General features: G+C 69.0%; 18 protein-coding genes. 6 read left to right on the top strand and 12 right to left on the bottom strand.

Translation table 11 applies throughout. The annotated features are described in order from the left end of the window. Window positions 1-26 precede the first annotated feature (26 nt). A complete protein-coding gene (gene hslV, locus ACJJVR_RS03300) occupies window positions 27-581 on the bottom strand; it encodes an ATP-dependent protease subunit HslV (RefSeq protein WP_405402235.1) in 555 nt (184 codons plus the stop codon). Window positions 582-680: 99 nt separating this feature from the next. Between hslV and ACJJVR_RS03295 the strand changes: the two genes are divergently transcribed. Next, a complete protein-coding gene (locus ACJJVR_RS03295) occupies window positions 681-1,580 on the top strand; it encodes a hypothetical protein (protein ID WP_405402232.1) in 900 nt (299 codons plus the stop codon). A 34-nt stretch (window positions 1,581-1,614) separates the two neighbouring features. On the opposite strand, the gene trxA is transcribed toward ACJJVR_RS03295, so the two are convergent. The 5 genes from trxA to tsaE form a co-directional block, all read right to left on the bottom strand. Then, window positions 1,615-1,935 carry a thioredoxin gene (trxA, locus tag ACJJVR_RS03290; protein ID WP_405402230.1) on the bottom strand — a complete coding sequence of 107 codons (321 nt, stop codon included), beginning with the start codon at window positions 1,933-1,935 and terminating at the stop codon, window positions 1,615-1,617. An 81-nt stretch (window positions 1,936-2,016) separates the two neighbouring features. Further along, a complete protein-coding gene (addA, locus tag ACJJVR_RS03285) occupies window positions 2,017-5,388 on the bottom strand; it encodes a double-strand break repair helicase AddA (protein WP_405402229.1) in 3,372 nt (1,123 codons plus the stop codon). Then, complete coding sequence (gene addB, locus ACJJVR_RS03280; RefSeq protein WP_405402227.1) at window positions 5,381-8,329, bottom strand: double-strand break repair protein AddB; 2,949 nt, start codon at window positions 8,327-8,329, stop codon at window positions 5,381-5,383. The genes addA and addB overlap by 8 nt, the downstream gene beginning before the upstream one ends. After that, the gene (locus ACJJVR_RS03275; RefSeq protein ID WP_405402226.1) at window positions 8,322-8,990 is read right to left on the bottom strand and encodes a nucleotidyltransferase family protein; all 669 of its coding nucleotides are present in this window, start codon (window positions 8,988-8,990) and stop codon (window positions 8,322-8,324) included. Before ACJJVR_RS03275 ends, addB begins: the two co-directional genes overlap by 8 nt. Then, entirely contained in the window at window positions 8,978-10,354 is a 1,377-nt protein-coding gene (gene tsaE, locus ACJJVR_RS03270) for a tRNA (adenosine(37)-N6)-threonylcarbamoyltransferase complex ATPase subunit type 1 TsaE (protein ID WP_405402224.1), read from the bottom strand. Before tsaE ends, ACJJVR_RS03275 begins: the two co-directional genes overlap by 13 nt. Before the next feature lie 99 nt (window positions 10,355-10,453). On the opposite strand from tsaE, the gene ACJJVR_RS03265 reads away from it, so the two are divergent. Next, on the top strand, window positions 10,454-11,053 hold the full coding sequence (locus tag ACJJVR_RS03265; protein ID WP_405402222.1) for a COG3650 family protein: 600 nt from the start codon (window positions 10,454-10,456) through the stop codon (window positions 11,051-11,053). Here the strand turns inward: ACJJVR_RS03265 and dapB are convergent. Then, entirely contained in the window at window positions 11,044-11,883 is an 840-nt protein-coding gene (dapB, locus tag ACJJVR_RS03260) for a 4-hydroxy-tetrahydrodipicolinate reductase (protein ID WP_405402220.1), read from the bottom strand. The genes ACJJVR_RS03265 and dapB overlap by 10 nt on opposite strands. 72 nt (window positions 11,884-11,955) lie before the next feature. Between dapB and rbfA the strand changes: the two genes are divergently transcribed. The 3 genes from rbfA to truB are packed head-to-tail and all read left to right on the top strand — an operon-like array spanning window position 11,956 to window position 14,068. Continuing rightward, window positions 11,956-12,375, top strand: a complete 420-nt coding sequence (rbfA, locus tag ACJJVR_RS03255; protein ID WP_042251397.1) for a 30S ribosome-binding factor RbfA — start codon at window positions 11,956-11,958, stop codon at window positions 12,373-12,375. Then, window positions 12,365-13,114: a phosphodiester glycosidase family protein gene (locus ACJJVR_RS03250; RefSeq protein WP_405402217.1), complete on the top strand. Its 750-nt coding sequence runs from the start codon at window positions 12,365-12,367 to the stop codon at window positions 13,112-13,114. Before rbfA ends, ACJJVR_RS03250 begins: the two co-directional genes overlap by 11 nt. A 60-nt stretch (window positions 13,115-13,174) precedes the next feature. Beyond that, complete coding sequence (gene truB, locus ACJJVR_RS03245) at window positions 13,175-14,068, top strand: tRNA pseudouridine(55) synthase TruB (protein ID WP_405402216.1); 894 nt, start codon at window positions 13,175-13,177, stop codon at window positions 14,066-14,068. Here truB and ACJJVR_RS03240 read toward each other — a convergent pair. From ACJJVR_RS03240 to ACJJVR_RS03230, 3 genes are read right to left on the bottom strand one after another with little or no spacing between them, the layout of a single operon-like run. Further along, a complete protein-coding gene (locus ACJJVR_RS03240) occupies window positions 14,058-14,882 on the bottom strand; it encodes a C40 family peptidase (RefSeq protein WP_405402215.1) in 825 nt (274 codons plus the stop codon). The genes truB and ACJJVR_RS03240 overlap by 11 nt on opposite strands. Next, entirely contained in the window at window positions 14,882-16,252 is a 1,371-nt protein-coding gene (locus tag ACJJVR_RS03235; protein ID WP_405402213.1) for a leucyl aminopeptidase family protein, read from the bottom strand. The genes ACJJVR_RS03240 and ACJJVR_RS03235 overlap by 1 nt, the downstream gene beginning before the upstream one ends. Before the next feature lie 57 nt (window positions 16,253-16,309). Further along, window positions 16,310-16,687 (bottom strand): hypothetical protein, encoded by a 378-nt coding sequence (locus ACJJVR_RS03230; RefSeq protein ID WP_405402212.1) that lies wholly within the window; start codon window positions 16,685-16,687, stop codon window positions 16,310-16,312. A 141-nt stretch (window positions 16,688-16,828) separates the two neighbouring features. On the opposite strand from ACJJVR_RS03230, the gene ACJJVR_RS03225 reads away from it, so the two are divergent. Beyond that, the gene (locus ACJJVR_RS03225) at window positions 16,829-17,476 is read left to right on the top strand and encodes a carbonic anhydrase (protein WP_405402210.1); all 648 of its coding nucleotides are present in this window, start codon (window positions 16,829-16,831) and stop codon (window positions 17,474-17,476) included. Window positions 17,477-17,497: 21 nt separating this feature from the next. Here ACJJVR_RS03225 and ACJJVR_RS03220 read toward each other — a convergent pair whose 3' ends face one another. Both ACJJVR_RS03220 and ACJJVR_RS03215 read right to left on the bottom strand, forming a co-directional pair. Next, complete coding sequence (locus ACJJVR_RS03220; protein WP_405402208.1) at window positions 17,498-18,097, bottom strand: DedA family protein; 600 nt, start codon at window positions 18,095-18,097, stop codon at window positions 17,498-17,500. A 3-nt stretch (window positions 18,098-18,100) separates the two neighbouring features. After that, complete coding sequence (locus tag ACJJVR_RS03215; RefSeq protein WP_405402206.1) at window positions 18,101-19,123, bottom strand: aspartate-semialdehyde dehydrogenase; 1,023 nt, start codon at window positions 19,121-19,123, stop codon at window positions 18,101-18,103. Between the last annotated feature and the right edge of the window lie 53 nt (window positions 19,124-19,176).

The raw sequence follows: 19,176 nt of genomic DNA, 5'->3' as shown, positions 1-19,176 counted from the left end.
CCCCTTGTTCGTTGTCCAGATAGCCATCAACCGATGGTTTCAACCGTCAGGCGCCCGTTGGTATAGACGCAGATGTCGGCCGCGATCGCCATCGCCCGGCGGGCAATCGCCTCTGCGTCCAGATCGCTTTCCAGCAGACCCCGCGCCGCGGCCAGGGCGAAATTCCCGCCCGACCCGATCGCCGCCACATCATGCTCTGGCTCCAGCACGTCGCCGGCGCCGGTCACGACCAGCAGATCCACCCCGTCGGTGACGATCAGCATGGCCTCCAGATTGCGCAGGTACTTGTCCATGCGCCAATCCTTGGCCAGGTCCACGCAGGCACGCTGCAGCTGGCCCGGTGCTGCCTCCAGCTTCTTCTCCAGCCGCTCCAACAGGGTGAACGCGTCGGCGGTCGATCCGGCAAAGCCCACGACCACGTCGCGCCCGCCGGGGGTCAGGCGGCGCACCTTGCGGGCGCTGCCCTTCATCACGGTCGGGCCGACGCTGACCTGCCCATCGCCCGCCACGACCACCTTGCCGCCCCGGCGAACCGCCAGGATCGTGGTGCCGTGCCAGCCGGGAAACTTGTCATCAGCCATTGCGCGCTCCGTTCTGTATACGTTGGTGGTGCAGATATGGACGCCCCGCCCGGCTTGCAACCCGTTGAAAACCGACCCGTCCCCCCCTAGCGTCGCGCCATGAGCGATCTGCTGCTGACCGTATATCTGCATCCACCCGTCCTGCAGACCGCGCAGGCGGGCAAGCTGGGCGTCGTGAACCGTATCCGCGCGCTGCTGGAACCCAGGGGCTGGACTGTCCGCGTCGAACGGTCGGGCACCGATGCGCGGGCGCAGGCCCCTGACCGGCCCGGATACGCGCTGTTCAACATGGAGCGTCCCACCCATGATCGCGCGCTGACCTTTCGGCTGGCCTATCATTATCCCTATTGGCGGCTGGAGCGGATGGCCGAACGCTGGCGCTGGCCCATTGCCCAGTGCGCCTTCGACCCCTCCCGGATCGAGGAACATGCGGCCCGGAATTTTGCCCGCCGGCTGCGCGCCCGCGTGCTGCCGGGGCCGGACCCGGTGCGCGGTGATCACATCCTGATCCCGCTTCAGGGCCATATCCGCCGCCAGCGCAGCTTTCAGTCGGCCAGCCCCATCCAGATGATCCGCGCCGCCGCCCGAACCGGGCGTCCCTGCATCGCCACCCTGCACCCAAAGGAGGTCTATGACGACGCCGATCGCACAGCCCTTGACCGCCTGGCGCGCCATCATCCGAACCTGACCATCGGCGGCGACACCGCGGCGGCACTGCGCGATTGCGCCTTCGTGGTGACGCAAAACAGCGGCGTGGGGTTCGACGGGCTGATCCTGGGCAAGCCGGTCGTGCTGTTCGGCCAGTCGGATTATCACCACATCACGCTGAATGCCGGGGTGCTTGGGGCGGAACATGCGCTGGCGCTGGCCCCGGGTCACGACCCGCCGGCCGCAAAATTCCTGGACTGGTTCCTGCGTCGCACCAGCCTGGACATGATGGCACCCGATGCCGATGACCGCCTGCTGGCGGCCATGAAAAAAGGCGGCTGGCCCGTCTGATCGGGCCGCCGCCTTTCCTGTCAGTCGGGCAAAATCAGACGGATTCGTCGATCCAGCTTTTCAGCGCGGCCTTGGGGGCGGCGCCCATGCGGTTCGACACGACCTCTCCGCCCTTGAACATGAACAGGGCGGGGATGCCGCGCACGCCAAGGGCCGCGGCCTGTTCGGGGTTCTCGTCGACGTTGATCTTTACGATCTTGATCTTGCCGGCGTATTCGTCGGACAGCTCTTCCAGGGCGGGGCCGATCTGCTTGCAGGGACCGCACCATTCGGCCCAGAAATCGACGATCACTGGGGTGTCGGACTGACGCACTTCGGCGTCGAATTCGGCGTCGTTCACATGCACGGTGGCCATGTTCGGGCTCCTTTGGGAATGGGCCGGACGGGCCGGCAGTTCGGGGTTCTGTCCAACAGGTATGGGCCGCATGGGGACGGGTCAAGGGGCAGGGGTCGCCTTGATCAGCCCCGCCATCACCCGGTCCAGCAGCGCGTCGGGCAGGGTCATCAGGCTGCGCGTCGCCGTCCACAGCACCGCCATGCGGATCGGACGGTCCGGCCAGATGCCCCGCAGCCCCGCGCGATAGGCCGCCATCTGGCGCAGAATCCCCTCCGGTACGGCGTCCGGTGTCGCGGGCACGTCGGCATTCGTCTTGTAATCGACGGCGGTGATCAGCGCGTCGGTCACCACCAGCCGGTCGATCACCCCGTTCAGCGTGCCCAGCCCCGCGACGGGCGCGGTCAGCGCGACCTCGGACAGGATGCGCGCGCCGTCGCCGGGCTGCAGCACCTGCGACAGGGCGGGGGCGGACAGCACGGCGCGGGCCTCGTCCAGCAGGTCGGCCATGTCGGGCGCGTCGGGCAGACCGCCCTCGGCCCCCGACAGGATCGCGCGGGCGATGCCGGGCCAGTCGGGGGCGGGATGGGTCGGCAGATGTTCCAGCAGCAGGTGCAGCCGCGTGCCGCGCAGCATGGCGGCGTCCCGGTCCCCCGCGCTGGCCCCGGCCAGCACCTTGGCGCCGCCCAGCCCGCTGGCCGTCACCGGTCCCACGAAATCGGGCGCGGGCGGGGCCATGCGCAGCGCCCAGTCCGGCGCGTCGACCGTCACGACCTCATCCGGGGCCGCGCGGTCGGCCTCTGCAGGCCAGTCACCCCAGGACAGGCGCAGCCCGGTGCCGATATCGTCGATCGGCAGGTCCTGTCGGGTCAGGGCGGTGCGCCCCGCCCCATCGGCGACCATCGCGTGCCAGCTGTCCAGACCTTCGCCCGTGTCGCCTGCCGCCGCTACGATCAGCCAGCTTTCGGCACGCGTCATCGCGACATACAGCAGGCGCCGCCGCTCTTCCTCTTGCCGGGTCTGCCATTCGGCCACGGCCAGGGCGACCGCGTCGCAGCGTTCGGGAGCGGCACCGCGCCAGACCGGCATATCGTCCAGCCGCACCAGCGTCTGACGGTTGTTGGGCTTGCGCACCTGTGTTTCGGGCAGGATCACCACGGGGCTTTCCAGGCCCTTGGACCCGTGCACCGTCATCACCCGGATCAACCCGCCCGCGCCGCCGGGCAGCTGGCGTTTCACCTCGACCTCGTCCTGGGCAAGCCAGACCAGAAAGCCGGTCAGGGACGGGGTTTCCACCTGTTCATAGGCCAGCGCCTGCGACATCAGCTCGTCGATGCCGTCCACGGCTTCGGGGCCAAGCCGGGCCAACAGGGCCGCGCGGCCGCCATGCCGGGTCAGCAGCCGCGCGATCAGGTCGTGCGGGCGCAGATAGTCGGCATTGTCCGCCAGATCGCTGAAAACGTCATAGATGGGGCGATGCTGCGATTCACGCAGCCGCGCCCATACGTATTCCCGCTTTCTCCGCCCATGGGCCAGGCGGTACAGGTCGTCCTCGGACAGCCCGAACAGCGGCGACCGCAGCGCCGCGGCCAGCGACAGGTCATCCTCGGGGGTGGCCAGCACCGACAGGGTGGCGATGATGTCGCGCACCGCCAGTTCGCCCGCCAGACGCAGGCGGTCGGCCCCCGCGACGGGCAGGCCGGCCGATTTCAGCGCCGCGATCAGCGCCGCGAACAGCGTGCCGCGGCGCTGAACCAGGATCTGGATGTCGCCCGCATGCAGCGGTCGCGGCAGGCCCGATTTCGCGTCGATGATGGGACTGCCCAGCATGGCGCGGATCTGGGTCGCGACATGGCGGGCCAGCTGGGTGTCGGCGTCGTTTTCGGACGGCGCGTCGACCGGGCGAGTCCAGTCCTCGGGGTCGGTCTTGTCGGGTTTGGGCAGCGCGGGCCAGATGTCCACGCGACCGGGCAGGGCGGCTTTGAACGCCACGTGGCGGGGCGGATCGCCCAGGCCCGCCGCGGCCTCTCCCTGAAACACCGCATCGACCAGCGCCAGCACGGCGGGCGACGACCGGAAACTGTGGGCCAGCCCGCGTTGCTGCATGGGCGCCTGCACGGCGTCAAAGTCCTGGGCGAACCGGTCGCGCATCGCCTCGAATACGGTGATGTCGGCGCCCTGGAACGAATAGATCGACTGTTTCGGATCGCCCACCACGAACAGCGTGCGGGGACGGTCATGCGCGCCCGCGCCGCTGGTGAATTCGTCGGTCAGGCGGCGGATCACCCGCCATTGGCCGGGGCTGGTGTCCTGGGCCTCATCGACCAGAATGTGGTCGATGCCGCCGTCCAGCCGCCACAGCACCCATTGCGCCATGCTGGATTCCTCCAGCAGTTCGGCGGTGCGGCCGATCAAGTCGTCGAAATCCAGCCAGCCTTGCGCCGCCTTGGCCGCGTTCATGCGCGCCGCAAAGGCATGCCCGAACCGATGCAGCGCCAGCGTGCGGTCCGCCGAGGCCAGCGCCAGCGCCTGCGGGCGGGCCAGCTCCACCCGCTCCATCAGGGCGTCCAGATCCTCCATGAACGGGGCACAGGCGCCGGTGCGCAGGTCCTTGGTCGGCAGGGCGCCGATCTTGGCACCGAACGGCACCTTGGCGCTGCCGCCGAACAAAAGGCTGCCGAACAGGCGGAACAGATCGTCCATGCCCGGATCGCGCCAGCGGACCTGAGCCAGGGCCCCGGCCAGTTTGGCATCGGTGGCTTTGCCCGTCCGCAGGACCGGGATCAGTGCATCGGCCAGATCGGCGTCCGTTCCGGTGAACACCGCCGCCAGCAGGCTGTCCGCCGTCAGGCCGGGGGGCAGGTCCAGCGCCGCCCAGATCGCCGCCGGGTCGGGGGCGTTTGCGTAATCGGCCAGCGACAGCCCGGCCAGGAATCCGTCCAGATCGTCGCCCCCCTGCAGGCGGGTCAGATCGGTGATGGCGGGGTGCGATTCCTCGGCCATCTCCTCGATGATTTCGGCGCGCATGGCCCGCGCGCTGCGGTCGTCCAGTTCCGCGAACCCCATCGGTACCCCGGCCTCCAGCGGAAAGCGGCGCAGGACGGCGGCGCAAAAGCTGTGGATCGTCTGGACCTTGAGGCCGCCCGGCGTCTCGATCGCGCGGGCGAACAGGCGCCGCGCGGCGGGCAGGTCGGGGTCGCCCTCCTCGCCCAGCAGGGCCAGTTCGGCGCGCAGGTCGGGCTCCGACAGCATCGCCCATTTGCCAAGCCGCGCCAGCAGGCGGTTCTGCATCTCGGTCGCAGCGGCCTTGGTATAGGTCAGGCACAGGATGCGTTCGGGCGGCGTCCCTGCCAGCAGCAGGCGCGCAACCCGGTCGGTCAGCACGCGGGTCTTGCCCGACCCGGCATTGGCCGTCAGCCAGGTCGATCGCAGCGGATCGGCCGCCGCGATCTGGTTCAGCGTTGCCTCATCCATGATGATCGCCCACCTTTCGTGGCACCGCCGCATCCGTCAGCGCCCATTCGCCGTACCGCGCCAGGTGATCGTAATCGCCCGCATAGGACGTGCTTTGCGGCGCCCGCATCGCGGTGAACCCGGCATCGCCCGTCACATAGGACCGCAGCAGGCGGATGAACCCCTCCCAGGTCTCCTCCTCGATCCCGTCGTCATGCTCTCGGGGGTGGGTCTTGCCCTCTCCGCCCAGCTGGATATAGCGCAGGCCCGCCACGTCCACGGGGCCAAGCGCGTCGAACCCGCCGCGCCGGGCCATCGCGGCCTCCAGCATCAGCTGCTTGTCGAAATGGCGGATCATCGCGTCGGTGGGCGGCGTGCCGGACTTGTAGTCATAGACCACGACCCGGTTGTCGGTCAGCAGGTCGATCCGGTCGGGCTTGGCGGTCAGGGTGACGCCCATATCCGCCACGGGCACCTTGCCGCGATGTTCCACGACCATCGGCCGACCCTCGGCCAGGCGGGTCAGCTCGTCCGCGACGATGCGGTCGGCGATCCGCGCGATGCGCGCCGACCAGAACGCGCGGGCTGTGGGCCACGGCACCTGTTCGGTCAGAACCTGTTCGGTCAGCGCCAGGAACCGCGCCTTGAGCATTTCGGGCGGGGTGTCAGGGGTGGGGCGGCTGTGCAGCAGCGCCTCGACAGTGGCGTGCAGGGTCTGGCCGCGCAGCGACGCGTCGGGTTGCGGCCGCAGCGGTGGCAGGGCGCGCAGGCCCAGCACGCGTTTGGCATAGACCGCATAGGGGTCGCGGATCAGCAGCGACACGTCCGTCACCGGCAGTTCGGAAAACAGCGGCAGCGGCGGGATGGGTGACGGGCGCGCCGCCGGGGGCACCGGCGCGGGGGGGCGCGCCACGGCCTGCGCCAGCGCCAGCCACCGGGCACCGCGCGCCCGCATCTGGGCCAGCGCCTGCGGACCACCGCGGTCGGGCAGGCCGCCCATCAGGTTCAGCATCCGGTTCAGCCAGCGCGACGGGATGGTTTCCGCCTCGGCATCGCGTTTCGCGCGGGTCAGATAAACCCGGTCGGCGGCGATGGCCTGCTGAAAATCGTGGGCCGCCAGCCCGATCTGGCGTTCCGGCAAAGGCAGGCCCGCGGCGGCGCGCATCTGGCGCGACAGCCAGGGGTCGGGGGACAGGGCCTGCGGCCAGCCGCCCTCGTTCAGGCCGGACAGGATGACCGTGCCGTGACTGTGCAGGCGCGCCTCGCGTGGGCCATGGATGCGCAGGCAGTGATGCGCCTCGACATCGTCGCGCACGGCCTTGGCCTGCAGTTCGGTGACCAGCAGGGCGCTGAAATCGCCGGGGCCGATATCGGGGCCAAGCGCCGCGTGTTCCGACAGGTGGTCCAGGATGGCGCGCGCCATCTGTCCGGCCCTGTCCTGCCACAGCTGTGATCGGTCCACGTCGCCGTCCGGTCCCGCCGCCAAGGCCTGCGCCAGGTCCAGCAGGTCGGCCAGCCGGTCGGGCAGGGGGCGCGGACCCCTGTCGCGGGCAAGGTTGGTGAAGCGGGCCAGCATGCCGGCCAGCCATTCGGCCCAGACCTTGCGCGTATCGTCACCTTTGGTGGCCCAATCGGCCAGCGTGGCGGCGTCGGGAAAGGCCGGGCCGTTCCGGCGCAACTGCAATTCCAGCTCGCGCGTCTCGCGCAGCATATCGTTGCGCCCGATCACGGCCGACCCAGTCGCGGTCAGCGGATGTTTCAACAGGATCAGCAGCCGGTCGATGGTCAGCGGCTGGCCGAACAATGCGGCCACCTGGCGCAGGAACAACCCCGGCGCGGTCAGGGGCAACGGGCGGCCTGCGCTGTCGTCGGGGCGGATGTGCCAGCGGTCCAGCGCCGCAGTGACGCGCCGGATCAGGCCGCTGTCGGCGGCGATCAGGGTGACCTGTTCACCGCCGCGTTCGGCCGCGTCGCGCATGATCAGGGCGATGGTTTCGGCCTCCTGGCCGGGTTGGTCGGCCTCGATCAGGGTCAGATCGGCGGTGGCGGGGATCAGGTCGGGCAGGGCGGGGCCCTCGGCGATCCACTGATCGGTGACGGGCGCGGGCCGCAGCGCCAGAGAGATCAGCCGGTTGCGGGCATCCGACGGCGGTTGTGCCGCGGTCCAGCGCCGCGGATGGCCCGCCGCCGCGATCAGCGGTGCGAACCGCGCCTGCGGGTGGTCGTCGGCGCGTTCCAGCCCGTCCCAGACCGGGGCCGGCTGGTCGAAATCGAAACCGGGCAGCACCACCGCGCCATTGGGCAGCGCCGCCACCGCCTGCATGTACAGCCGCGTCGCCCCGTGCGACCCGGTGGACCCCGCGACGATCACCGGCCCCTGCGGCAGGCCGATCCCCTGCGACCAGTCGCGGGCGGCAGCCTCGGCCGCGGCGCGCTGGCGGGCAGAGCGGTCCTGGGACGGGTCGCCCAGGTGGAATTCGGCAGCGATGCGCAGGAACGCCAGCGCGTTCTGCCAGTGGCGGGCGTGATCGCCGGTGTCGATCGCCTCCAGGTCGGACAGGGCGCGGCCTTCGGTCTGCATCTCGATCATCAGCTGGGACAGCGAATTTGCCAGCACCGGGATCGAATGGCCCGCCCCAAGGTCGGGTCGCAGGGCCAGCATCTGCGCGATCAGCCGCGCCAGCTGCAACCGCCGCGCCAATGGCGGCACGGGTGGGTCGGGCATGACCAGCGGCCCCGGATCGATCCCGGTGATCGACCTGATCTGCGGCAGCAGCAGCGGCCCCGCCTTGTCAAAGGCGCGAAACAGCGCCCCCCGCGTGGACGCCGCGTTGACAAAGATGGTGACCCCGGCCAGCGCCTCGGGCGGTTGGCCCGCCATCCGTTCCAGCAAGCCGCGCACAAAGGCGTCGGCGAAATCGACGCCGGGGGGCAGCGCGTAAAGGCCGCGCATCTCAACCATCCAGCAGCGCCTCGGCCAGGGGAATGGCGGCGGGATAGCCCACGTCGCACCAGCCGCCGGAATGGATCAGCCCGTGCGCGCGCCCATCCGCGATCATCAGATCCCACAGGCGGTTCAGCGAGAACGCGGCATCCCCGATCTTGGCCAGCCGGTCGGTGCGGATGATCTGCGCCCCCGCATAGACGTGATCTCCGCGCCGTTGCAGCGTGCCGTCCGGCCCCAGGTCGAAATCGCCCGCCCCCTGCCGCGCCGTGGCCTGCGCCAGCGGCACCAGCGCCAGCAGCGCGTCCATGCGGTCGTCCCACGCCGCCATCAGCGCCGACAGCACGTTCGGCCCGGTCCACACCACGTCCGGGTTCAGCGTCATTACCGGCCCCGGTCCCAACAGCGGCAGTGCCTGCCGCAGGCCGCCGCCGGTGTCCAGGATCAGGTCCGGCTCACGGCTGATGGCAACATCCTGCCCGGCCAGATGGCGTTCGATCTGGTCGCCCAGATAATGCGTGTTGACCACGATGGGTGCCGCGCCCGCATCGCGGCCCAGGTCCAACGCGCGGTCCAGCAGGGTGCGGCCCGCGACGGGGATCAGCGGTTTGGGCCGGTCGTCGGTCAGCGGGCGCATGCGGGTGCCCAGGCCTGCGGCAAAGATCATCAGGGGCGGCATCGGGCGATCCTTTCGCGCAGGGCGGCGTCGGGGGCGGGTACACCTGCCAGCATTGCGCGCAGGGGCGCCAGCGCCGGATGCGCCAGATCGCGCTGCAGATGTGCCCAGACCCGCGGCATGAAGGCCAGATAGCGCGGCTTGCCGTCCCGGATCGCCAGTCGCGCGAAAACCCCCAGGATGCGCAGCGCCCGCTGTGCCCCGATCAGGGCATAGGCGGCGCGGAACGGGGCCTCGGCCACGCCGGTCGCGGCCAGATAGCGGGCGATCTGGACCTGTTCGGTGGCCGGGTCCACGTCGCGGCGCGCGTCCTGCAGGGCGGACACCAGATCATAGGCCGGATGCGCGGCCACCGCGTCCTGATAGTCCAGCAGGCCAAGGGGCGCGTCGCCGCGCCAGACCAGGTTCTCGGCATGGAAATCGCGCAGGCTGATGGCGGCGGGCAGGTCGCGGCACAGTCGGTCGTGCAGATCGGCGATCAGCGCGGGCAGGTCCGGTAGGTCGGCCCCCGGATAGTATTCGACGAACAGCGCCGCCAGATCGCCCATCGCCGGCCCGTCCAGCGGCGCGACGAAGCCGGGAACCGGCTGGCGGTGCAGGTCGACCAGCAGGTCGGTGATGCGGTCATGGATCTGCGGCGCCAGATCGGGCGTGTCGGCCAGCACGCGGGCCACCAGATCATCGCCCAGATCCTGCAGCAGCAGGAACCCCTGGCCTGCATCCTGCGCCAGCACCGCCGGCGCGCCAAAGCCGCGGCTGCGCAACCAGTGGGTCATGGTCAGAAAGGGCGCCACCGATCCAGACGGGTCGTCCATCAGCACACCCACCCCCTGCAGCCGGAAATACCGCCGGGCCGAGGCGTCGCCCGCCAGCGGCAGCACCCGCGCATCGCCATGCCCCGCCGCCACGACGAATGCCGCCCGTGCCGCCAGCCGGTCGGCACCGGGAAACGCCATGTCGATACGACGCATGTCAGGGTCCGGGTCGGCGGTGATCGCGATGGTCATCGCATTGGGCGGCACATGGTCCAGCCGTTCGGGCCATTCGATCAGGCAGATGGCATCCGCCATCGCATCGTCCAGACCCAGTTCGGTCAGTTCCGACGGGTCGGTCAGGCGGTACAGGTCGGCATGCCAGATCTGGCTGCCCATCGGGTCGTCATAGGTCTGGACCAGGGTAAAGGTCGGGCTGGGCACATCCTCGGCCAGATCCCCCTGGCGGGCGCGGATGAAGGCGCGGGCGAAATGCGTCTTGCCCGCGCCCACCGGACCGTCCAGCAGAATCGTCGCCGGCGGCGCGATCTGGGCGGCCAGCATCCGGGCCAGGGCCGCGGTCAGGGTCTCGGAGGCGATCAGGCGCGTGTTCATGGCCTGGTTCTAGCCTGTCGCGCAGGCGGGGGAAACAGGCCGCGGATGCCCGGCGCGCGGGAATATGCTAGTCTGGTGCGAAACCGATCCGGAGGTTCCATGCTGCGCACCGCCCTTGCCCTGATGCTGGCCCTGTCTGGGCCTGCACTGGCCACCCAGGAATACATCCTGCCCAGCCTGTTCGACGTGGCGCGGGTCGCAGCCGACGACGTGCTGAACATCCGCGCCGACCCTGACGCATCCGCGCCGATCATCGGCGCGCTGGCCTTTGACGCGACCCGCATCGAGGTGGTCGAACAGGGCGGCGGATGGTCGCGCGTGAACACCGCCGAAGGGTCGGGCTGGGTGTCCGACCGCTATCTGGATTACCGCGTCGACGTCTGGCAGGACGGCACCCTGCCCGCGGGGTTTCAGTGTTTCGGCACGGAACCGTTCTGGGCGGTCATCCCGCAGGGCGATACTGTGGTGCTGGGCACCCCCGATGTGCCCGAGGATACCCGCCCCGTCCAGGCGGTGCTGTCCACCGGCATCTTTCGCGACCCGACCCGCGCGGTGGTGGCCGATGGGCTGACGCTGACCGCCATCCCGCAGCTGTGTTCCGACGGCATGTCCGGTCGCCTGTTCGGGTTGCGCGCGCATGTGGTGATCCACGGGGATGCCCCGCGGATGCTGTCGGGATGCTGTTCGATTCAGCCCTGAAGGCCCAGCACGTCCATCATGTCGTACTGTCCCGGACCCTTGTCCTGACCCCAGGCCGCCGCGCGGATCGCACCCCGGGCAAAGATCGCGCGATCGGTCGCCAGATGGCGCAGCACGACCCGTTCGCCGTCGGCGGCAAAGATCACGTCATGTTCGCCCACCACATCACCGCCGCGGATGGCCGAGAACCCGATGCTGCCCGGGACCCGGGCGCCGGTAATACCCTCACGCGCGGGTACGCGCAGGTCGTCCAGCGCGGCGCCGCGCCCCTGGGCCGCAGCGTCTCCCAGCATCAGGGCGGTGCCCGAGGGGGCGTCGACCTTGTGGCGGTGGTGGCTCTCGACCACCTCGATGTCCCAGTCCGTGCCAAGGGCCGCGGCGACCTTGCGGGTCAGCCCGACCAGCAGGTTCACGCCCAGGCTCATGTTGCCGGCGCGAATGATCGGCGCGTGGCGGGCGGCGGCGGCCAGCGCATCCAGGTGCCGCTGTTCCAGCCCGGTGGTGCCGATGACATGGACGGCGCGCGCTTGGGCGGTCAGTTCGGCGAACGCCACCGTCGCATCGGGGCTGGTGAAATCGATCACCGCCTGCGCCTGCGCGATGGCCGTCACCGCGTCGTCGCTGACCGTGACGCCCGCCGGTGCGCCACCCATCGCGGTGCCGATGTCCTGCCCGATCCAGGCATGTCCCGCCCGGTCCAGTGCGCCGACCAGCCGCAGGTGATCGCTGTCCAGGATCAGGCGGATCAGCATCTGGCCCATCCGGCCCGATGCGCCGGTCACAACGACGCCCGGCCGTTGCGGCTGATCGGTGTTCTGCAAATCGCTCATGGTCCACCCCTGTTGGCTTTGGGGCGTGATACAAGGTTGCGGCCCGCGCCGCGACCCCCTACATCGGGATGCATGGCACAGAACCGCAATTCCCAAGGTCAGGGCCCCAAGCAGCGTCAGCTGCGCGTGGGCGAACTGATCCGTCGCACCCTCGCCGACGTGCTTGCGCGCGCGGATGTGCACGACCCCGACCTGAACCGTCATTCCATCACCGTGGCCGAGGTGTCGATGTCGACCGACCTCAAGGTCGCGACGGCCTTCGTGCTGCCGCTGGGCGGTCGTGACGCCCCCGAGGCGCTGCTGGCCCTGCGCCGCAATGCGCCCGAACTGCGCCACCTGGTGTCCAAGGTGATGACGCTGAAATACGCGCCCGAACTGCGGTTCCAGCTGGACGAGACCTTTGACCGCATGGACGACACCCGCCGCCTGTTCGAGGACGAGCGCGTGCGCCGCGACGTCGAGGCACCCGACCGGGACGACGATGACGCCTGATCTGCCGCGTCTGGCGGCGGTGGCGGTCGGAATGCTGGTCGCGATGGCGCTGCCATCGGGGGCGGCAGAGTGCGAACGCGTGGACCACGACGGCCAAGGCTATGTGCTGTGCCGGGTCGAGGCCGCACAGGAACCCGCCCTGCGGTTGTTTCAGGACGGCCCCGACGGCGCGCCGCTGCGCAACTTCGGCAATGTCCGCCGCACGCTGCAACCCGACCAGACGCTGTCGTTCGCGATGAACGCGGGCATGTTCCACGCCGATTACCGGCCCGTGGGCCTGTTGGTCGTGGACGGGGTCGAACTGTCGCCCATCGTCACCGGGGCCAGCCGCGACAATTTCGGGATGCTCCCCAACGGGGTCTTTTGCACGGGCGGCGCACAGCCGTTTCAGGTCATCGAAAGCGTCAGCTTTGCGGAAACCCGCCCCGATTGCCGGTTGGCCAGCCAGTCGGGGCCGATGCTGGTAATCGATGGCGACCTGCACCCGCGGTTCCTGGTCGACAGCGACAGCCGCTATATCCGGAACGGGGTCGGCGTCTCGCCTGATGGGCAGACGGCGTGGTTCGCGATCAGCAGCAGGCCGGTGACGTTCCACGAATTCGGGCGGTTCTTTCGCGACGGGCTGGGCGTGCGGGACGCGCTGTATTTCGACGGCTCTATCTCTCGGCTGTACGCTCCGTCGGTGAACCGGGCCGATTTCGGGCGCAGCATGGGGCCGATCATCGGTCTGGTCGAGTGACCGGTTGACCCTTGCCCGCCGCGGGTCTATCCCCCGGCCCTTGTTTTTTCAGGAGTGAGCATGGCGCGCAAGAAGGGCCGGGACATCAACGGCTGGCTGATCGTGGACAAGCCCGCGGGCGTCAATTCGACCGCCGTAGTGGCCAAGGTGCGTTGGGCGCTGGACGCGAAAAAGGCGGGCCATGCGGGCACGCTGGACCCCGATGCGACCGGCGTGCTGGCCATCGCCCTGGGCGAGGCCACCAAGACCGTGCCGATCGTCACGGATGCACTGAAATGCTATGATTTCGTGGTGAACTGGGGGTCCGAGACGACCACCGACGATGCGTCGGGCACCGTGGTCCGCACCAGCGAAGACCGCCTTACCGCCGCGCAGGTTCAGGACGCCCTGGCAGGTTTTACCGGCGATATCATGCAGGTCCCCCCCGCCTTTTCCGCCGTGATGGTCGAGGGTGAACGCGCCTATGACCTGGCCCGCGAAGGGGTCGAAATGGAGTTGGCCGCGCGTCCCCTGTGGGTCGACAGCCTGACCCTGCTGGAGGCCCAGGCCGACACCGCGCGGCTGGAAATGGTCTGTGGCAAGGGCGGCTATGTCCGGTCGATCGCCCGCGATCTGGGTCGCGCATTGGGCTGCCTGGGCCATGTCGCGCATCTGCGCCGCACCTGGTCCGGCCCGTTCGAGGCCGATGCCGCCGTGGCCTTTGATCGCGTCGACCGCGAGGCACAGGAATGGCTGGAGACGCAGATCCTGCCGCTGGAGACGGGTCTGACCGACCTGCCGATGCTGCGCGCCACGACCGAGGGCGGCATCCGCATCCGGAACGGCAACCCCGGAGAGGTGACCGGCGGCGCCGAATGGGGCGAACTGGTCTGGGTTCAGGATGACCGAGGGCCGGTCTGCATCGGACGCTATCAGGGCGGGATGGTTCAGCCGGACCGGGTGTTCAACCTGTAATGCCTGCCGGGCGGTGGGCGCCCAAAAATGGCCCATCGCCCGCCGCGTCGATCCGGGCGATCGCGTCGCGGATCGGTTCGACGGTGACAGACATGGTCCAGGCGGTGGCGTGGATCATCAGGTCCGCCGACATCGCCATCGCCACATGACCGGGCCAGAACAGCAAGTCGCCGCGCGCGACCGTGTCTGTGGGCACGAATGCCGCACGCTGCTGGTCGCTGTCACCGGGGCAGGCGATGCCGCAGGCGGTCAGCGCGGCCTGCACCAGTCCGGAACAGTCGATGCCCGCCCGACTGTTGCCCCCCCACAGATAGGGCGTGCCCAGCAGGCTCTCGGCGACCGGGACCGGATCGGCGGCGGGGCTGTCGCCCAGATGCTGAATCGGGACATGGCCGCCGGTCGCCAGTGTGGCAAAGCGGTCCTGGATGTGGGTGACCGACACCCGCGCACCCAGGGACAGTGCGAACCGTTCCGGTCGCTTCATGTCGGGTTCCGTATAGACATGGGTCGCCGGTGCGGTCACCCGGTGCGTGATCGCGGGCAGGTCGGTGATCAGCGCCGTGTCGGCGATCCAGCCGCAATAGCCGTCCAGCGCTGCCTGGACAAAGCTCATCCCCGCGTCGCGGTCGATCACCGTCACATCGGCGCCGAAATTCAGCTGCCGATCGCGGCGGCCTTTGGGGGTGGCCAGCAGGTCGACCAGCGGGATTGCAACGCGCGCAGGCTGACCCGGCGTGTAGGACGGTCGGTCCAGCACGCCGCGCAGGCTGTCCAGGGCCACGCGGTCGGTGGCCGGGGTCAGGCGGCGGTCCATCAGGGCGCCAGGATCTGGGGCAGCGCGGCCATGATCGCACGCCCGGCCTGTCCGACACCGCCCTTGGGGCGGCCCGGCGCGGCGGTGGGCTGCCAGCCATAGATGTCGAAATGCGCATAGCGGCCGGCCCCGCCCGCAAAACGGCGCAGGAACAGCGCGGCGGTGATCGACCCGGCCATACCGCCCGCGGGGGCGTTGTCCAGATCGGCGATGCCCGGTTCGATCAGCGGCTCGTAACCGTCCCAGAAGGGCATCCGCCAGACCGGATCGCTGACCTGCATCCCCGCAGCCTGAATTGCAGTCGCGGTCGCGTCGTCGTCGCAATACATCGGCGGCAGATCGGGGCCCAGGGCCACCCGCGCCGCACCGGTCAGCGTCGCCAGAGAGATTATCAGGTCGGGGCTTTCCTCGGCGGCATAGGTCAGGGCGTCGGCCAGCACCAGGCGACCCTCGGCGTCGGTGTTGTTGACCTCGACCGACAGGCCCTTGCGGCTGGCCAGCACGTCGCCGGGGCGAAAGGCGTTGCCCGCCACGCTATTTTCGACCGCCGGGATCAGCACCCGCAGGCGCAGACCGGTTGCCGCCCCGCTGCGCGCCAGCATCTTGAGCAGGCCAAGCGCCGTCGCGGCCCCGCCCATGTCCTTTTTCATCAGCCCCATCGAGGCGCCGGGTTTCAGGTTCAGCCCGCCCGTGTCGAAACACACGCCCTTGCCGACGATGGTCAGCATCGGACCGGCATCGCCAAGGCGGATGTCGATCAGGCGCGGCTCGCACGCGGCGGCGCGACCGACCGCGTGGATCAGGGGAAAGTTCTGTTTCAGCAACTGACCGCCACAGATCACCTCGACCCGCGCGCCCAGATCGTTGGCAAGACCGCGCGCGGCGGCCTCCAGCTTGTCGGGGCCAAGGTCGCTGGCGGGGGTGTTGATCAGGTCACGGGTCAGGAATTCGCCCGCGGCGATGGCCAGCATGCGGTCGGCGTCCACGCCGTCAGGACAGACCAGCCGCGGCCCCTGAACAGGCGCACCCTTGTACCGGGTGAACCGGTACTGGCCCAGCAACCAGCCAAGCGCCAACTGATCGGGGTCCAACCCCTGCGGGATGCCCGCCAGGTGCCAGTCGCCCTTGGGCAGGGCATGGGCGCGGGCCAGTTGGAACCGGTCGCGTCCCGCCTGTGCCCGGTCGCCCAGTCCCATGATCGCACCGCGCAGCCCACCCGTGGTATCGGGCAGCAGGCAGATCTGTCCCGCCTTGCCCGCAAATCCGCAGGCCAGCGGCCAGTCGCCCGCATCCTGGGGCAAGGGGTCGTCGGACCAGACCAGCCACAGCGGCAGGGTGGTGTCACAGGCGGGCGCGAATTCCGGGGTCATGGGCAGGTCCTTGGCAGTTCGGGCCGCAGCCTACAGCACAATGCACCGACTGCAACCTCAGGCCAGTGCCGTCCGGTCCCATATCGCTGTCAGCGACCGGTTGCCCACCCGCAGCAACCGCGCCCGAATCGCGGCCAGCGCGGGCGCGTCGCCGCGTTCGGCGGTGCTGCCCAGATCCATCGCGACGCCCGCCAGCGACAGCAACCCGATCTGCCAGGCAAGGCGCGACATGCGTTCGGCATGCGCCACCGCCTGCGCCAGGTCGGCGCTGTCCAGCGCCCCGTCCACCGCCGTCAGCGCGGCCGCCAGTTGTTCCAATGCCAGACCGATGACATGCTGGGCCGATGTCTCGCCCAGTTCGGCCACGATCTCCGCAACGCGGCGGCTGTCCACGCGGACCACCTCCGATATGGCCAAAGCCGAAATTTGTGCCATCCGCACCTCCAGGGGAAGCTGTCCCCGTACGCGCCGACAATGCGCGGCAAGCGGTGAAGAAAGCTTTGAGGCGATCACAAGAAAACGCTCGAATTTGTATCAATCCCGGCCTATTACCCCTGACAGAAAGCGAGGTTCCAGATGCACAACCTGTCTCCGTTGCCGCAATATCTGATCAAGCGTTTCCACGGCTGGAAGGCGACGTCCTATGCCGAGAACGCGGCCTGGTTCCGTCGCCTTGCGACCGAGGGACAGCGCCCGCGTGCGATGGTGATTTCGTGCTGCGACAGCCGCGTGCACGTGACCGGCATCTTTGGTGCCGATTCGGGTGAATTCTTCATTCACCGCAACATCGCGAACCTTGTGCCCCCTTATGCGCCCGACGGATTGCAGCACGGCACCTCGGCGGCGGTGGAATACGCGGTGACGGCGCTCAAGGTCGCGCATCTGATCGTGGTGGGCCATACCAGTTGCGGCGGCGTCAGGGGATGCCATGCGATGTGTTCGGGTGGCGCGCCGGAGCTGGAGGAGAAAACCAGCTTTGTCGGTCGCTGGATGGACATCCTGCGCCCCGGATACGAACGCGTAAAGGATCTGCCGGAGGCCGATCAGGTCGACGCGCTGGAACGCGAAGCGGTGCTGGTGTCGCTGGAGAACCTGATCACATTCCCCTTTGTCCGTGCGGCCGTCGAATCGGGAGAGATGTCCCTGCACGGGTTGCTGCACGACATCAGCGAGGGCACGCTGTTGCAGGCCGATGACGGCGGCAAGCGGTGGGTGTCTGTCTGACACCCGCCTACCCGGCGTCTCTCAGGCGTCGGGCCGCCAGCGGATGACCCGCCACACATACATTGCCACGATGCCCACCACGATCGCCGTGGACAGCGGATCGATCAGGTGGCCGACGGTTTCAAAGCCGTTTTCCAGCACGTAACCCGCCATCGCCAGCCCGCCGGTCCAGATGCTGCTGCCGAGGGCGGTGAACAGCAGGAAGCGGCCCACCGGCATCTGTGCCAGACCCGCCGGGACAGAGATCAGCGTGCGGATCGTGGGCAGAAAGCGGCCAAGAAACACCGCCGCCCCGCCATGTCGGGCGAACCAGCCTTCGGCGCGGGTCAGTTCGTTCGGGGTCAGCGTCAACCAGCGGCCATATCGGACCACGATGCGGCGCATGCGCGTCGGGCCATAGGCCTTGCCGATGGCATACCAGAACCACGCACCCAGGGTCGATCCGACCCCGCCTGCCAGGATCGCCAGCCACAGCGGCGTCCCGCCGCGGGCGGCGTTGAACCCCGCCAGCGGCATGATCAGTTCGGATGGAATGGGCGGAAAGACGTTTTCCGCCAGCATCAGGGCAAGGATGGCCCAGGCTCCACCACCCTCCAGGAGGGCGGTGATCCAGTCGAACAAGGGTCAGCCCTTTTTCAGGATGCGGTTGCCCAGCAGTTCCGCGATCTGCACCGCGTTCAGGGCCGCACCCTTGCGCAGGTTGTCGCTGACGCACCACAGGTTCAGGCCGTTCTCGACCGTGCCATCCTGGCGGATGCGACTGATATAGGTGGCGTATTCGCCCACGCACTCGACGGGCGTGATGTAGCCGCCGGGCTCGCGCTTGTCGATCACCATGATGCCCGGCGCCTCGCGCAGGATATCGCGGGCCTCGTCCTCGTCCAGAAAGTCCTCGAACTCGATGTTGATCGATTCCGAATGGCCGACGAACACCGGCACGCGGACACAGGTCGCGGTGACCTTGATCGACTTGTCCATGATCTTTTTGGTTTCGGCGACCATCTTCCATTCTTCCTTGGTCGAACCATCTTCCATGAAGACGTCGATCTGCGGAATCACGTTGAAGGCAATCTGCTTCTGGAACTTGTTCGGGGCCTTTTCCTGACCCGGCACGTACATGCCCTTGGTCTGGTCCCACAGCTCGTCCATGCCGTCCTTGCCCGCGCCGCTGACCGATTGATAGGTCGAGACGACGACGCGCTTGATGCGGGCGCGGTCATGCAGGGGCTTGAGCGCCACGACCATCTGCGCGGTCGAGCAGTTGGGGTTCGCGATGATGTTCTTTTTCGCGTATCCGGCGATCGCGTCCGGGTTCACCTCGGGGACGATCAGCGGCACGTCGGGGTCGTAGCGATAGAGCGAGGAGTTGTCGATCACCACACAGCCCGCGGCCGCGGCCTTGGGGGCGTGGATCTTGGTCGCGTCCGATCCGATGGCGAACAGGGCGATGTCCCAACCGGTCCAGTCGAACTGTTCGATATCCTTGATCTTCAAAGTCTTGTCGCCAAAGCTGACCTCGGTGCCCTGGCTGCGGCGTGACGCCAGCACGGCAATCTCGTCCACGGGGAACTGGCGTTCGTCCAGGATGTTCAGCATTTCGCGGCCCACATTGCCCGTGGCGCCGGCGACGACGACTTTGTAACCCATTTCGGGGGAGCTCCTTTTTCTGCGGTCGGGGGCATTTACCGCAAACGGGGGCG

This window comes from Paracoccus sp. Ld10 (genome assembly GCF_045064235.1).
In the GTDB taxonomy this organism is placed as follows: Bacteria; Pseudomonadota; Alphaproteobacteria; order Rhodobacterales; family Rhodobacteraceae; genus Paracoccus.
This window is presented reverse-complemented; position numbering and strand designations above follow the sequence as displayed.

What these genes read in the sequence shown, in the direction of transcription:
- hslV (WP_405402235.1), bottom strand. Translation starts at nt 581, where the DNA reads ATGGCTGATGACAAGTTTCCCGGCTGGCACGGCACCACGATCCTGGCG.
- addA (WP_405402229.1), bottom strand. Translation starts at nt 5,388, where the DNA reads ATGGATGAGGCAACGCTGAACCAGATCGCGGCGGCCGATCCGCTGCGA.
- ACJJVR_RS03250 (WP_405402217.1), top strand. Translation starts at nt 12,365, where the DNA reads ATGACGCCTGATCTGCCGCGTCTGGCGGCGGTGGCGGTCGGAATGCTG.
- ACJJVR_RS03295 (WP_405402232.1), top strand. Translation starts at nt 681, where the DNA reads ATGAGCGATCTGCTGCTGACCGTATATCTGCATCCACCCGTCCTGCAG.
- ACJJVR_RS03275 (WP_405402226.1), bottom strand. Translation starts at nt 8,990, where the DNA reads ATGCCGCCCCTGATGATCTTTGCCGCAGGCCTGGGCACCCGCATGCGC.
- ACJJVR_RS03230 (WP_405402212.1), bottom strand. Translation starts at nt 16,687, where the DNA reads ATGGCACAAATTTCGGCTTTGGCCATATCGGAGGTGGTCCGCGTGGAC.
- ACJJVR_RS03240 (WP_405402215.1), bottom strand. Translation starts at nt 14,882, where the DNA reads ATGGACCGCCGCCTGACCCCGGCCACCGACCGCGTGGCCCTGGACAGC.
- addB (WP_405402227.1), bottom strand. Translation starts at nt 8,329, where the DNA reads ATGGTTGAGATGCGCGGCCTTTACGCGCTGCCCCCCGGCGTCGATTTC.
- truB (WP_405402216.1), top strand. Translation starts at nt 13,175, where the DNA reads ATGGCGCGCAAGAAGGGCCGGGACATCAACGGCTGGCTGATCGTGGAC.
- tsaE (WP_405402224.1), bottom strand. Translation starts at nt 10,354, where the DNA reads ATGAACACGCGCCTGATCGCCTCCGAGACCCTGACCGCGGCCCTGGCC.
- ACJJVR_RS03215 (WP_405402206.1), bottom strand. Translation starts at nt 19,123, where the DNA reads ATGGGTTACAAAGTCGTCGTCGCCGGCGCCACGGGCAATGTGGGCCGC.
- ACJJVR_RS03235 (WP_405402213.1), bottom strand. Translation starts at nt 16,252, where the DNA reads ATGACCCCGGAATTCGCGCCCGCCTGTGACACCACCCTGCCGCTGTGG.
- rbfA (WP_042251397.1), top strand. Translation starts at nt 11,956, where the DNA reads ATGGCACAGAACCGCAATTCCCAAGGTCAGGGCCCCAAGCAGCGTCAG.
- trxA (WP_405402230.1), bottom strand. Translation starts at nt 1,935, where the DNA reads ATGGCCACCGTGCATGTGAACGACGCCGAATTCGACGCCGAAGTGCGT.
- ACJJVR_RS03225 (WP_405402210.1), top strand. Translation starts at nt 16,829, where the DNA reads ATGCACAACCTGTCTCCGTTGCCGCAATATCTGATCAAGCGTTTCCAC.
- ACJJVR_RS03265 (WP_405402222.1), top strand. Translation starts at nt 10,454, where the DNA reads ATGCTGCGCACCGCCCTTGCCCTGATGCTGGCCCTGTCTGGGCCTGCA.
- dapB (WP_405402220.1), bottom strand. Translation starts at nt 11,883, where the DNA reads ATGAGCGATTTGCAGAACACCGATCAGCCGCAACGGCCGGGCGTCGTT.